This window comes from Roseateles sp. (assembly GCF_047654805.1).
In the GTDB taxonomy this organism is placed as follows: domain Bacteria; phylum Pseudomonadota; class Gammaproteobacteria; order Burkholderiales; family Burkholderiaceae_C; genus Pelomonas.
In genome coordinates this window covers 5,557,387-5,571,928 of record NZ_JASGIV010000001.1, presented here as the reverse complement: position 1 = coordinate 5,571,928, position 14,542 = coordinate 5,557,387, and the positions used below count along the sequence as shown (strand labels likewise).

At 67.1% G+C, this 14,542-nt stretch carries 8 protein-coding genes; 5 read left to right on the top strand and 3 right to left on the bottom strand.

Annotated elements, in window-relative coordinates; all coding sequences use genetic code 11:
• Positions 1–16 precede the first annotated feature (16 nt).
• Positions 17–1,393, top strand: a complete 1,377-nt coding sequence (gene purB / locus QM732_RS25215; protein ID WP_415658832.1) for an adenylosuccinate lyase — start codon at positions 17–19, stop codon at positions 1,391–1,393.
• A gap of 64 nt (positions 1,394–1,457) precedes the next feature.
• On the opposite strand, the gene QM732_RS25210 is transcribed toward purB, so the two are convergent.
• The gene (locus QM732_RS25210) at positions 1,458–1,967 is read right to left on the bottom strand and encodes a GNAT family N-acetyltransferase (protein WP_415658831.1); all 510 of its coding nucleotides are present in this window, start codon (positions 1,965–1,967) and stop codon (positions 1,458–1,460) included.
• A gap of 73 nt (positions 1,968–2,040) precedes the next feature.
• Here QM732_RS25210 and QM732_RS25205 point away from each other — a divergent pair, with 73 nt between their 5' ends.
• The 4 genes from QM732_RS25205 (at position 2,041) to QM732_RS25190 (ending at position 9,221) form a co-directional block, all read left to right on the top strand.
• Positions 2,041–4,302 carry a putative bifunctional diguanylate cyclase/phosphodiesterase gene (locus tag QM732_RS25205; protein ID WP_415658830.1) on the top strand — a complete coding sequence of 754 codons (2,262 nt, stop codon included), beginning with the start codon at positions 2,041–2,043 and terminating at the stop codon, positions 4,300–4,302.
• Positions 4,299–5,102 carry an orotidine-5'-phosphate decarboxylase gene (gene pyrF, locus QM732_RS25200; RefSeq protein WP_415658829.1) on the top strand — a complete coding sequence of 268 codons (804 nt, stop codon included), beginning with the start codon at positions 4,299–4,301 and terminating at the stop codon, positions 5,100–5,102. Before QM732_RS25205 ends, pyrF begins: the two co-directional genes overlap by 4 nt.
• Before the next feature lie 83 nt (positions 5,103–5,185).
• Positions 5,186–8,500 (top strand): PAS domain S-box protein, encoded by a 3,315-nt coding sequence (locus tag QM732_RS25195; protein WP_415658828.1) that lies wholly within the window; start codon positions 5,186–5,188, stop codon positions 8,498–8,500.
• A 10-nt stretch (positions 8,501–8,510) separates the two neighbouring features.
• Entirely contained in the window at positions 8,511–9,221 is a 711-nt protein-coding gene (locus tag QM732_RS25190) for a queuosine precursor transporter (RefSeq protein ID WP_415658827.1), read from the top strand.
• Positions 9,222–9,284: 63 nt separating this feature from the next.
• On the opposite strand, the gene QM732_RS25185 is transcribed toward QM732_RS25190, so the two are convergent.
• Complete coding sequence (locus QM732_RS25185) at positions 9,285–11,348, bottom strand: alpha/beta hydrolase family protein (RefSeq protein ID WP_415658826.1); 2,064 nt, start codon at positions 11,346–11,348, stop codon at positions 9,285–9,287.
• 66 nt (positions 11,349–11,414) lie between these two features.
• Complete coding sequence (locus QM732_RS25180; protein WP_415658825.1) at positions 11,415–14,471, bottom strand: TonB-dependent receptor domain-containing protein; 3,057 nt, start codon at positions 14,469–14,471, stop codon at positions 11,415–11,417.
• Positions 14,472–14,542: the final 71 nt, after the last annotated feature.

Genomic DNA, 14,542 nt, shown 5'->3' with positions numbered 1-14,542 from the left:
GACCTGCCGGCCCGCCATGACCACGACCGACTATTCCGCCATCAGCGCCCTCTCGCCGCTGGACGGCCGCTACGCCGCCAAGGTGGCCGCACTGCGTCCGCTGCTGTCCGAGTACGGGTTGATGCACCGCCGTGTGCAGGTCGAGGTGGAGTGGTTCATCGCGCTGAGCGACGCCGGCTTCAAGGAGTTCAAGCCGCTGTCCAGCGGCGCGCGCTCGCGCCTGCGCCGCCTGGTCAAGAAGTTCAGCGAGACCGACGCCGAAGAGATCAAGGCCATCGAGCGCACGACCAACCACGACGTGAAGGCCGTGGAGTACTGGATCAAGCGCAGCTTCGAAGGGCAGCCGGAACTGATGGCCGCTGCTGAGTTCGTGCACTTCGCCTGCACCAGCGAAGACATCAACAACACCAGCCACGCACTGATGCTGAAGGCCGCGCGCGACGAAGTCATGCTGCCGGCGCTGGACGGCATCATCGCAACGCTGCGCAAGATGGCGCACCAGTTCGCCGCCACGCCGATGCTTTCGCGCACGCATGGCCAGACGGCCAGCCCGACGACGGTGGGCAAGGAGATCGCCAACGTCGTTGCGCGCCTGGTCACCGCACGCGCGCGCATCGCCGCCGTAAAGCCGCTGGCCAAGATGAATGGCGCGGTCGGCAACTTCAACGCCCACCTGTCGGCCTGGCCCAAGCACGACTGGGAAACCTTCTCCAAGAGCGTCATCGAGAAGCAGCTGAAGCTGACCTTCAACCCCTACACCATCCAGATCGAGCCGCACGACTACATGGCCGAGCTGTTCGATGCGTTCACGCGCGCCAACACCATCCTGGTCGACTGGTCGCGCGACGTGTGGGGCTACATCAGCCTGGGCTACTTCAAGCAAAAGACCAAGGCCGGCGAGATCGGCAGCTCGACGATGCCGCACAAGGTCAACCCCATCGACTTCGAGAACGCCGAGGGCAACTTCGGCCTGGCCAGCGCAGTGTTGACGCACCTGAGCCAGAAGCTGCCCGTGAGCCGCTGGCAGCGCGACCTGACCGACTCCACCGTGCTGCGCAACATGGGCGTAGGCCTGGGCTACGCGCTGCTGGGGTACGACTCTCTAGCCAAGGGCCTGGGCAAGCTGGAGGTCAACGAGGCAGCCCTCGCCAGCGACCTGGACGCTGCCTGGGAAGTATTGGCCGAGCCCATCCAAACCGTCATGCGCCGCTTCGGCCTGCCCAACCCCTACGAGCAGCTCAAGGAGCTGACGCGCGGCAAGGCCATCACGCAAGAGTCCATCCGCGCCTTCATCGAGGGCCTGGACCTGCCCAAGGCCGAGAAGGCCCGCCTGTTGAAGATGACTCCGGGTAGCTACACCGGCCTGGCGCAAGACCTGGCCAAGCGGATCTGATGGCTTTCAAGGGCCGCGTGATCACGCACGGCCCAGCCTCGGCCAAACTGGCTAGACAAACTGACTAGAGCGTCAGCCTGAACACCCTCGAGGGACCGTTGTAGCCCTCGAGCTGCTCCTGGCCCTGCTCAACGAAACCCAGCTTAAGCAGCAGGGACACACTGGGCGGGTTGTCGAGGGCTGTGATGGCCATCAGTGTGGGCCAGCCCAGCGCCGTCTTCGCATGGGCCACGCAGGCCCGCGCGGCCTCCAGCGCATAGCCGCGGCCCTCGTATTCGGCCAGCAACGCATAGCCGAGGTCGGGCTCTGGCAGGGCCGCGCGCTTGAACAGCCCGCACATGCCGACCAGCACGCCGTCCTCGCGCCGCTGCACGGCCCAAAACCCGTGACCCAGTTCTCGATAGGCCTTGAAGAGCCGCCCCTGAGCCCAGGTCAGCGCGTCATCGACGCTGCGCACGCCGGGGTCGTTGATGTTGCGAATCCAACCCGGCTCGTTGACCAGACGCAGCAGGAAGGGCGCGTCAAGCGGTGTGAATTCACGCAGCGACAGACGTTCGGTGACGAGGATGTGCATGAGGCCAGACAATAACCGGTCATGCTCCAATTCCTGCCCGCCAGACCGACCGCCGCCGCCCACTAGCCTCTTCATGAGCCTCGCGCCCGACACCAGCGACAACCCCGCGCTCCGCCAGGCCCTGCGCGAGCTGGATGTCATTCTGGCCAACGCGGGCGTAGGCGTCGTCTTCGTGAAGGCGCGCACGCTGGTTCGCTGCAACCAGCGCTATGCCGAAATCTACGGCTTCGACAGTCCCGAGGCGGCCGTCGGCCGCAGTAGCGTGGAGCTGTACGAGAGCGAGGACGAGGCCCGCAACCTGGGCCGCCGCGCCTATCCCGTGCTGGCAGCCGGGGAGACCTTCCGCAGCGAACAGCTGATGCGGCGCCAGAACGGCGAGCGCTTCTGGACTCACCTGACCGGCCGCCTCATCAACCCCGACGATCCGGCGGACGGCTCGATCTGGATCGTCGACGACATCAGCGAACGCAAGCTGGCCGACGCCGCGCTGGCCGACCTTCACGCCGAGCAGCAGCTTATCTTCGACCACGCCATGGTCGGCATCGTCTTCCTGCGCGGCCGCCGCGTGACACGCTGCAACCGCGCCTTCGAACAGCTCTTCGGTTACGGGCCTGGTGAGCTTGACGGCCAGCTGTCGCGTGTCTGGTACCTCAGCGACGAGGACTGGAAGGCCGCCGGCGACCGCTGTTACGAGCCGCTGTCGCGCGGCGACTCCTTCCATGCCGAGATGCTGCTCGTCCGCAAGGACGGCACGCCCATCTTCTGCGAGGTGCGCAGCAAGGCCATCGACCGCAGCGACCTGTCACGCGGCTCGATCTGGATCACCCAGGACATCACCGCCCGCAAGCAGGCCGAGCAGGACCTGGTGCAATCCAAGGCCCAGCTCGAGGCTCTCGTCGCCCAGCGCACCGAGCAGCTCAGTCAGACCGTGGCGGCACTGGAGCTCAAGGTCGCGGAGCAGCAGGCCGCCGAGGCACGTGCCGAACGCCTGGCCCTGTTCGACGCGCTGACCGGCCTGCCCAACCGCCACCTGCTGGCCGACCGCGCCAGCCAGGCGCTGGACATCGCCCGCCGCAGCGACGAGCCGCTGGCCGTGCTGTTCCTGGACCTGGACCACTTCAAGAACGTCAACGACTCGCTGGGCCACCGTGTCGGCGACAGCCTGCTGACCCAGCTAGCCGCCCGGCTGCGCGGTGCCGTGCGCGAGCAGGACACCGTGGCCCGCATGGGCGGCGACGAGTTCGTGCTGGTGCTGCCTTTGACCGACATCGCCGGCGCGGCCCACCTCGCAACCAAGCTGATGGCGCTGGCCAGCGCCCCGTTCCAGGTCGACCAGCAGGAGTTGACCGTCACTCCGTCCATGGGCATTGCGATGTTCCCGACCGACGGCGACGACTTCGAGACCCTGTGCAAGTGCGCCGACGCGGCCATGTTCCGCGCCAAGCGCGACGGTCGCAACGCCTACCGTTTCTTCACGAGCGAGATGCAAGCCCAATCGGCCCGCGCACTGCAGCTGGAGAACGCGCTGCGCCGCGCGCTGGAGCGCGGCCAACTCAGCCTGCACTACCAGCCCCAGTTCGCGCTCGACACCAGCGGCGGAGATGCGAGCTACAGCGCGGACGGCGCAGCCCACATCGTGGGCGCCGAGGCCCTGCTGCGCTGGCACCACCCCGAGCTGGGCTGGGTGTCACCGGGCGAGTTCATTCCCGTCGCCGAGGCCTCCGGACTGATCCTGCCCATCGGCGAATGGGTGCTGAAGGAGGCCCTCTCTCAGCTGCAGCGGTGGGACCGGGCTGGCCTGCCCGAGCTGACCATGGCCGTCAACCTGTCGGCCGTGCAGTTCCGCCACGACGACCTGCCGGCGCTCGTGGCCCGCGTGCTTGAGGAGGTCGGCATGCCGGCCCGGCGCCTGGAGTTGGAACTGACCGAGGGCGCCGCGATGGACAACCCGGTCGTCGCCATCACCGTCATGAACGAACTGCATGCCCGTGGCGTGCATCTATCCATCGACGACTTCGGCACCGGCTACTCGTCGCTCAGCCATCTGAAGCGCTTCCGCGTCGGCAAGCTCAAGATCGACCAGTCCTTCGTGCGCGACCTGACGGAGGATGCCGAGGACCGCGCCATCGTGGATGCCGTCATCCGCATGGCCGGCGCCCTGGGCCTTCAGACCCTGGCCGAAGGCGTCGAAACCGAGGGGCAGCTCGCCTTCCTGCGCCGCCAGGGCTGCCATGCCGTGCAGGGGTATCTGTTCAGCCGCCCACTGCCAGCCGAGGCTTTTGCAGAATTCGTCCTGTCCCGCACCGCCCCCATCTCCGCCTTTGCCCTGACATGACGACTTTTGTTGCCCAGCTCCAAGCCCGCTCCTCCTCCCGCCTCTGCGTCGGCCTCGACCCCGAGCCCAGCAAGCTGCCGGGCGCATGGGCCGGCGATGCGTCCAAGATCTACGACTTCTGCGCCGCCATCGTCGACGCGACGCACGACCTCGCCTGCGCCTTCAAACCGCAGATCGCCTATTTCGCCGCCCACCGCGCCGAGGAGCAGCTGGAGCGCCTGATCGCCCACATCCACACGGTTGCGCCCGGCGTGCCCGTCATCCTGGACGCCAAGCGCGGCGACATCGGCTCCACCGCCGAGCAGTACGCCCGCGAGGCCTTCGAGCGCTACCGCGCTGACGCCGTCACGCTGTCGCCCTTCATGGGCTTCGACAGCGTGGAGCCCTACCTCGCCTACGAAGGAAAGGGGGCCATCCTGCTGTGCCGCACTTCCAACAAGGGCGGCGACGACTGGCAGATGCAGCGCCTGGCCGACGTGCCTGGCCAGCCACGGCTGTTCGAACACCTGGCCCACCTCGCCGAGACGCAGTGGAACCGCAACGGCCAACTGGGCCTGGTCGTCGGCGCGACCTACCCCGGGGAGATCGCCCGCGTGCGCGAGCTCGCGCCCTCGCTGCCCCTGCTTGTGCCGGGCGTGGGTGCCCAGGGCGGCGACGCCGCCGCAGTCGTGCAGGCCGCGGGCCGCACGGCGCCTCTGGTCGTGAACTCCTCGCGCGCCATCCTCTACGCCAGCAGCGGCGCCGATTTCGCCGCGCGCGCCCGCGCCGTCGCCGAGACCACCAGACTGGCACTCAACTGAGATGAGCCGACCCGCTCGCTCACTTAGCTTGCTGCACCCCGAGGGGGTGCGCCAGCACCTTCTGGCGACGGGGCGGAGCTGACATGGCACGCGCCGGCGACGACGTCAGCAGCCTCGTCGGCCCTGCAGCGCCGCCCGAGCAGCAGCGCGTACGCCTGGCCACCAGCATGCGCTGGCATGCGGCGCGCATCTTCTTGCTGGCCTGCGGCCCCATTCTGCTGCCCGTAGCGGCCCTGCTCTGGATCACCCGCCAGCCCGGTGAGTGGCTGGACGGCTGGCTGCCACCGCTGCTGGCGGTGCTGATCTCGGTGCTCGCCTTCCTGCGCCTGCTCACGCTGTCGCGCAGCCCCCGCCGCGAGCCCCGGCCGATCGTCGCGCTGTTGATGATGTCCCTCGTCATCGCGCTGCCGGTGACGGTGGCCGTGTCACGCGACCTGGGCCTGTGGACGCTGGGCCTGGGCGCGGCAGGCTTGATCGTGACCTTCGCCACCGGCATGCTGGGCCTGGGTGCAGGCCTGCTCCTCACCGTGCTGGCCGGGGGCGCACTGACCGGGCTTGCTGTCGCCGAAGCGCTGGGCTGGACCACCCATCCCATGGCCATGAACAGCTTGGCACTGCGCGTCGTCATGCAGTTCAGCCTGCTTGGCGCTGGCCTGATCGCCGGCATCGGGCTGCTCAGGATGGTGCAGCGCTCGCTGGTGGAGGCCGAGGAGCGTACGGCGCGCTTTCGCGGGCTACTGGGCATGGCCGTCGACTGGTACTGGGAAATGGACCGCGAGTACCGCTTCACCCACCTCGCCGAAGAGAGGCCGGGCAGCTCGGGCCTGGACACGGAGGCCTGCCTGGGCAAGACCCCCTGGGAGATCGAGGGCATGGGCCTGTCGGACGACGAGCTCGACGCCCACCGTGCCGACCTCGAATCACGCCGCCCCTTCCACGGCATCGTGGCCCGCCGCGCCGGCAGCGATGGCAGCACGCTGTGGGTTTCCATCAGCGGAGAGCCCCGCTTCGATGCCCACGGCAATTTCCGCGGCTATTGGGGCGTGGGCCGTGACGTGACGGGCGAGGTGGCCGCCGAGCAGACCGTGCAGGCCACCGAGACGCGCTACCGCGAGTTGTTCCGCCGCTCGCCAAGCCCGCTGGTGCTGCATCGCTGGGGGCGCGTCGTCGATGCCAACCCCGCCGCAATGGCCATGTTCGGCTATGCGCAGCGCTCCAGCATGATCGGCCAGGACCTGTTCAGCCACTACGAGCCGGGCGACGACGAGACTGCACGCCAGCAGGCCGCGCGACTGGAGGGCATGGCACCAGGCGCAATGCAGCCCATGGCCGAGTACCGGCTGCGCACGCTGTCGCGCCGCCGCCGCCTGGTGCAGGCCACCAGCGTGCGTGTCGAGACCGCTTCGGGCCCGGCCACACTGACCTTCTTCACCGACCAGACCGAGCAGAGCCGGGCACAGGATGCGCTGCGCCGCTCGGAAGGCCTGTTGTCGCACCTGGTAGCCACCAGCCCCGACGTCATCACGCTGACCGAGGCAGAGAGCGGTCGCTACGCGATGGTCAACAAGGCCTTCGAAGCGCTCACCGGCTGGGATGGCGCCGAGGTGCTGGGGCGCACGTCCGACGAAATCGGCATCTGGCACAACCCGGCCGACCGCACGGCCATTCGCGAAGCCATCCGCCGCGAGGGCACCGCCAGCAACGTGCCCATCAGCTTCCGGCGCAAGGACGGCAGTGCCGTCTCCATGCTGGTGTCCGTCGCCCCCTTCGAGATGGACGGCCAGAACTACCTCGTGCTGTACGCCCGTGACGTGAGCGAGAGCGAGCGCACCCGGCTCGTGCATGGTGCCATCCTGGAGAACGCATCCATCGGCATCGCACTGACGCGCGATCAGCAGTTCGTGCTGGCCAATCCACGCATCGAATCCATGTTCGGCTGGACACGCGGCACGCTGCTGGGCCAGCATGGCAGCGTCGTCTGGCCCAGCGTCGAGGAGTGGCAATCGGTCGGCCGCGACCTTGGCACCGCGCTCGCTGCCGGCGAACAGGTGGAGGCCGAGCGCACCATGCGCCGCCGCGACGGCTCCACCTTCCTGGCCCGGCTGCTGGCGAAGGCCGTGGACCCGGCCCACCCCAGCCGCGGTGGCACCATCTGGATCATCGAAGACGTTACCGAGCGTCGGCGCGTGGAAGGCCAGCTCGCCCAGGCCAAGGACGAGGCTCAGGCCGCCAGTCGTGCCAAGAGCGCCTTCCTCGCGAACACCAGCCACGAGATCCGCACACCGCTCAACGGCCTGCTGGGCCTGGGCCGTCTGGCCCAGCAGCTCGACATCTCCGAGGCGCAGCGGCGCGACTACCTGAACCAGATGATGGACAGTGCCGAGAGCCTGTCCGGCCTGATCTCCGACATCCTGGACCTGTCCAAGATCGAGGCCGGGCGCCTCACGCTGGAGAGCCAGCCCTTCTCGCTGCGCGAGTTGCTCGCGTCCATCCGCCTCGCCTACCTGACGCTGGCCCAAGCGCGCGGCCTGAGCTTTGCCGTCGAGATCGATCCGGCCCTGCCCGGCTGGGTGTTCGGCGACCCGCTGCGCACACGCCAGATCCTGTCCAACTACCTGACCAACGCACTCAAGTTCACCCAGGCCGGCAGCATCACCGTCAGCGTCCGCGCGATGGCCGTCAATGCCCGCGGCAGCGCCGGCGAGTGGGTCCACATCGAGGTGCGAGACACCGGCTCTGGCATCGCGCCCGAGCAGCAGGGCCGCCTGTTCCAGCCCTTCACTCAGGCCGACGAGTCGACGACGCGGCGCTTCGGCGGCACGGGCCTGGGGCTGTCCATCTGCCGCGAGCTCGCCACGCTGATGGGCGGCGAGGTCGGCGTCGACAGCACGCCGGGCAAGGGGTCGGCCTTCTGGGCCGAACTCCCGCTGCCTGCCGCGCCGGCACCCATGCCCCACCAGCCTCGCGAACCCCGCGTCCAGGGCGCTGCCGGCGAGGCCGCCCTGCAGGGCCGACGCGTGCTCATCGCCGAGGACCACCCGGTCAACATGCTGATCGCCGTTGCCCAGCTGGAGCAATGGGGCATGGAGGTCGCCCAGGCCAGCGATGGCCGCCAGGCCATCGAGGCCGTGCTGGCTGCGGCCAGCGTCGGCAAGCCCTTCGACATCGTGCTGATGGACGTGCAGATGCCTGTCATGGGCGGGCATGATGCGACTCGCGAGCTGCGCAAGCATTTCTCGGCCGAGCAGTTGCCCATCGTCGCCCTGACGGCGGCGGCGCTGGTGTCCGAGCGCGATGATGCGTTCGCCGCCGGCATGAACGACTTTCTGACCAAGCCCATTGACACACCCAAGCTTCACCAGACGCTGCTGAAACTCACCGGACGCAACGAAGCCTGAAGGAGCACGCATGAATCAGCCGCCACGATCCTTCAAGTACTACGACTTGATCATGGCGGCCTTCGTCTGCGTGCTGCTGTGCTCGAACCTGATCGGCGCGGCCAAGGCGGCGCAGCTGACGCTGCCAGTCTTCGGCACGGTCACCTTCGGTGCCGACCTGTTCTTCTTCCCGATCAGCTACATCTTCGGCGACGTGCTGACCGAGGTCTACGGCTATGGTCGAGACCGCCGCGTCGTCTGGGCGGGCTTCGGCGCGCTGCTGTTTGCGGCCTTCATGGCCTTCGTCGTCGTGCACCTGCCACCAGCGCAGAACGAGTTCATGGCTGCTTACCAGCCACAGATCGAGGCCGTGTTCGGCAACACCTGGCGCATCGTCGCCGGCTCCATGATTGCATTCGCCTGCGGCAGCTTCGCCAACAGCTATGTACTGGCGAAGATGAAGGTCGCGACGCGGGGCCGCTTCCTGTGGGCGCGCGTTGTCGGCTCAACCGTCGTGGGCCAGTTCGTCGACACCGGCTTGTTCTTCCTGATCGCGTTCTGGGGCATCTGGCCGCACGAGCAGCTGATGGCCGTCATCGTCAGCCAGTACCTGTTCAAGACGATCTGGGAAGCCGTCATGTACCCGGCCACCGCCCGTGCCGTCGCCTTCCTGAAACGCGCCGAGGGCGTGGACCACTACGACCGCAACACCAACTTCAACCCGTTCAGCATCAAGGTCTGACGCTGGCAGGATGAAAAAAGGGCACCGTGCAGTGCCCTTTGTACTGGTGGACGGTCCGCGGCCTTACAGACCGCCGCCGCCGCAGCCCTTATCGAGGTAGTCGCTGATCAGGCGGAGCTGGTCGGCGTTGGTCTTGCGCGTCCAAGCAGGGCCGTGGGCGTAGTCCTTCAGCACGTGGTACTCCACGGGCTTGCCGGCGGCCTTGGCCTTGTCGACGAAGAGTTCCGACTGGATCAGCGGCACGATCTGGTCGCGGTCACCGTGGTAGACCATGATCGGGATCTCGAGCTTGTCCGCCTTGGACAGCGGGCTCAGGCCGCGCACGGTGGGTTCCTGCCCCGACTGGAAGTAGGGGTTGGTGAAGAACTTCGCCCAGATGCGCTCGATGTCGGACACGCCGGCACCAGCGATGGCGCACTTGTAGAGGCCGTTGGAGCGCACGGATGCGGCGAAGGCCGCGTAGCCGCCGTAGGAGAAGCCGAACATGGCAACGCGCTTGGGGTCGGCCAGCTTCTCGCTGACCAGCCACTTCACGCCGTCGTCCTTGTCGTCCTGCATCTTCTGGCCCCACTCACGGTCACCCGCGAACCACAACGTGCGGCCCCAACCCTGCGAACCGCGGTACTGCGGCTGCAGCACGACGCGGCATTGCGACACCAGCATCGGCACCCAGCCCGAACGGTCGTAGTCCATCGTGTCGCGGGCCCACGGGCCGCCGTGCGGATGGATGACCGTCGCGTAGGGGCCCGGGCCGCACAGCTGCGGGTTGGGCACGGTCAGATAGGCCGGGATGTTCAGGCCGTCGCGCGCCTTGTAGTAGACGAACCGGGCGGTGCCGAGGGCTCGCTTGTCGACGTCCGGGAACTCCTTGGCCAGCAGCTGGATCTTCTGGCCACGCAGCAGGTAGTCCTCCGTCGGATAGGTCGAGCCGCTGACGCGGATCAGGTAGGTCGGCGTCTCGCCTCCCACGTACTGCACCAACCGCACGGACACGCCGTCGAACGACGGGACCACGGCCCGCTCATTGCCGCCGACGCTGCGCAGTTCCTGCTGAATCTCCTTGATGCCCAGCGCCTGCGCGATGCCGCGCACGGCGGCTTCCATCTTGGGGTTCTCCCAGTACTCGTCGTTGCCTTGATGGCCGTCCAGCGCAAAGCCGTCGAAGCCCTCGTCGTTGGGTGCGTCATCGTTGCGGAAGGAGCGCACGCCGGTCGCGTCGAAGAACTTGTGCTCGAACACGGTATCAGCCACCTTGCGAGCGGCAATGTCGTACTCGTACAAGCCCGTGACCTCGCGGCCGACGTTGCTGCGGATGATGGCCGTGCCCGCCTTGGCACCGGGAGCAACCACATCGACAACGTCACGGTTCTTCACGTAGCTGCGAAAGTGCTCCTCCCACGCACCGTCCTTGCTGCGGAAATCGATGGCCGTGAACGTGCCCTCGGCGTCGCTGCCCAGACGCTGCTTGGCCCAGACCTGGCCCGCAGAGTTGACGAGCACGCGGGCATCGGATTCGCTCAACCGCATGATGCGCGTGGCCTTGGCGGTGCGAAGGTTGTAGCGGTAGATGTCGCGGCTGTCGCCGCGCGTGTCGCTCTCCAGGATGACGTTGTCGCGGTCGCCCAGCAGGCGGTTCAGCACCGTGGGGTTGGCCAGCGCCGCAGCCTTCTTGGCGATCTCGGAGCGGGCGATGTCGGCGGACGCCATCGGCTCGATCCAGTTCTTGCCCTCGAGGTCGGTGAACAGCAGCTTGTTGATGAAGGTCTTGGTGACCTCGTCGGCACGCAGGTCGTAGATCTGCGTCATCTCGACCTGCAGCATGTCGTTCTTCAGGAACGACGCGCTGCGGATCTGCATGTTGGTGGCGCCAATGACCGTCGGCTTGGCAGCCAGGTCGGCCAGCTTCCAGACCAGGATGCTGCGGTTGTCGCCCTGGCTCTGGATGGCCAGCATGTGCTTGCCGTCGGGAGAGATCCGGAAGCCCGTCATGCCGGGGAACTGGGCCAACGTCTCGATGGTCGGGACGCGGATGGGCGGCAGGTCGGCGGCCTGCGCAGCATGGCTGAACGCCAGCACTGTGCCCGTGCCGGCGATCAGCCGGCACAAGGTGTTCAAGTAGCTTTTCATGCGAATCACGCTTAAAAAAATGCCCCGGCAACCCACGGGCTGCCAGGGCATCAGAGCACTAGGCGATTAGAACGACTTGGAGACGTTCATGAAGAAGCGACGGCCGTAGTAGTCGTAGCCGCTGTACAGGGGTGCATTGCCGACACGATTCGCGTAGCCCGAGGAGATCGAGGGCGGCGTCTTGTCGGCGAGGTTGCGCACACCCACCGTGGCCGACCACTTGCCCACGCTGTCGCTGTACTTCAGCGACATCGAGTGCAGGAAGTAGCTCGGCGTGCGCATCTGGTAGATGCTGGTCTCCGGGTTGTACAGGGCAGCGGTGGCGGCGCTGGTGGCCTGGCGCTGGTAGTACTCGTAGCTCGACGTCTTGCCGACCCACTCCATGCCGTAGTAGGCGGTCCAGCCCTTGACCGTGTACTTCACGTCCAGGGCGCCGGACCAGCGCGGCACGCCGACGCGGCCATTGCTCTCGGTCAGCGGATCGGTCGCGAAGACCTTGCTGGCTTGCGAGTGGTACTCGGTGGCCGACAGCTCAACACGCAGCTTGCCGATGCCCACGTCGTTCGTGTAGCGGATGTTGTAGTCGTAGCCACGCACGACGTCGGTCGACAGGTTGATGTAGCTGTTGTTGACCGTCAGCGCGTTGTTGCCGGCGGCACGCGTGATCAGCTTGCAATAGCCACCGCCCGAGCGGAATGCCGGATCGTCATAGCACAGCGTCAGGATGTTGCTGGCGCCGGCACGCGAGACGCCGTTGTCGACCTTGACGTCGAAGCGGTCCAGCGCAAAGGAGAAGTCACCCCAGCCGGTCGGCATCGTGGGTTGCAGGATGATGCCCCACGAAGAGTTCTTCGAGGTTTCCGCAGACAGGCCCGCATCGCGGCCACCCAGGGTGACCGAGGTGATGCTGCTGGTTTGCTGGAAGTTGGCCGGCAGGCCTTCGCTGGCGCAGTTGATCGCGCGCTGGCTGCCCGGGGTGGGGCTGTTGCACGGGTCACCGGCGGCGCTCAGGAAGCCGGTCGTCGCGCCGACGTACTGTTCAAACAGGGCCGGGGCGCGGTAGGACGTGCCGTTCGTGCCGCGCAGCGACAGCCAGCCGGTCGGGGCCCACAGAGCGCCGACCTTGTAGGTCGAGCCCGAACCATAGGACTTGTAGTCCGCACGGCGCGAGGAAGCGTTCAGCGTCAGGTCCTTGGCCAGCGGCAGGTCCTTCAGCAGCGGCACTTCGATTTCGGCGAACACGTCGGTGGCGTTGTCGTTGCCGCGGGTCGGCGTGGACGACGTGAAGCTGTAGATGTTGGCGGTCTGCTGGTCGATCGACGGGGTGTCGTCGATCGACATGCGGCGGAACTCAGCGCCGACGGCGCCCTTCACGTCGCCATAGGGCAGCTTGAAGAGCTTGCCGGTCGTGGAGGCCGACACGATGTCTTCCTTGTACTTCGTCACGCCGGTGTAGTTGTCGTAGACGAAGCCCAGCCAGGCGGCCGGCAGCTGACCGCCGACAACGGCGGAGCTCAGCGCCGGTGCGGCAACGCAGCCATTGGCCGTGTTGACGCAGTTGAAGCCGCCGCTGCCGTTGGACACGACATTCAGGCTCTGCGCCAGGCGGTCAGTACGGAAGCCGTCAAACAGGTAGGTGCCCTTGCTTTCGGCGTGCTGCACCGAGACGTCATAGTCCCAGTTGAACTTGGCGAAGGAGCCACGCAGGCCGGCCACGGCGCGCGTGAAGTCCACGGACTGGCTGGAGTAGCTGTTGCCGGCGCCGATGAAGGCGCGCACGCCCAGTGCCTGGCCATTGGTGATCGTCGTGGCTGCGGTCTGCACCGTGCTGAAGGCCAGGTTGGCGGGGATCAGCGGGCTGCCCTTGGCGTAGTCCAGCGACAGCTGACGGAAGCCGACCTGCGACGAGTCGCGGCGGTTGAACAGCACTTCCCAGTAGGCTTCTGCGTCGCCCAGGGCTTGGACGTCGAAGGCGCCTTGGGCGTACAGGTTGTGGTTGCGCACCGGCGACATCAGCGTGTTGTTCAGCACGCGCGGGTCGAAGGTGTCGCGGACGTTGTTGTCCGTCGTCGAGCCGCCGCCCACGCCTTCCCAGCCGACCAGGCCGGTGGTCACGGCCGAGTTCGGACGCCAGCGGTTGAAGGTGGTGCCGACCGCACCTGCGGCGCCGACGCCAGCAGTGGCGCTGCCAGCAGGCGAGCCGCCGGTGCCGATGGTGTTGATGGTCACGCCGTTGGAGCCCGTGCCCGTGATCGGATAGCACTTGGGCTTGCCGGTCAGCGGGTCCTTGGTGTCCCAGCTGCCCCACTCGCCAACGACGCCGTTGACGCTGGTGCGACGGTAGTCGGTGTTGCAACGGGTCCAGTCGCGCTGGCCCAGCGTCATGCGGGTGTTCTCGTTGAAGTTGTACGAGACCAGGAAACGCGAGTGGTCGTTGACCATGCCGCCCGCGGCCGAGAAGTTGTAGGCATTGCCGCCGCCGTGCTCGGTCTGCGAGACCGAGGCGTCCAGGCGGATACCGGTCAGGTCCTTCTTCGTGATGATGTTGATCACGCCGGCCACCGCGTCGGAGCCATAGACGGACGAGGCGCCGTCCTTCAGCACTTCGATGCGGTCGACGATTGCGTTGGGCAGCGTGTTCAGGTCAGCGGCGCCGACCGAACCACGGGTGCCCGAGGGCGACATGCGGCGGCCGTTCAGCAGCACCAGCGAGCGGGTGGGGGCGAAGCCGCGCAGGCCCACCGTGTTGGCACCCGGGCCGCCATCGGTCACATAGCCGCCGAAGGCGTTGTTGATCTGGCCGGCGCCGCCGGTCACGGACGTGCTCTGCAGCACCTGAGCCGTCGAGCTGAAGCCCGCCAGCGCGGCGTCTTCATTCTTGATGACCTGGATGGGGGCCGGCGAGCTGAAGGCGTCACGCTTGATGCGGGAGCCGGAAGTGACGACGACGGCGTCCAGCTTTTGAACGGAATCGGCCTTCTGAGCGGTAGTTTCCGCGGCGGTGGCGGGCTTATTCTCAGCGGGCGCTTGCTGCGCTGCAGCATTGTGGGCAAGGATCAGGCCGAGGACGGCCAGGGCGATGGGTTTTTGAACAGGCTTGAAACCAGAATATTGATTGGGCATAGAAAATACAGGCTGGGGTGGCAAGCTGACGAGCAATTCACCAAGCAGGAAGGCTCAACGGCCTTGAACTC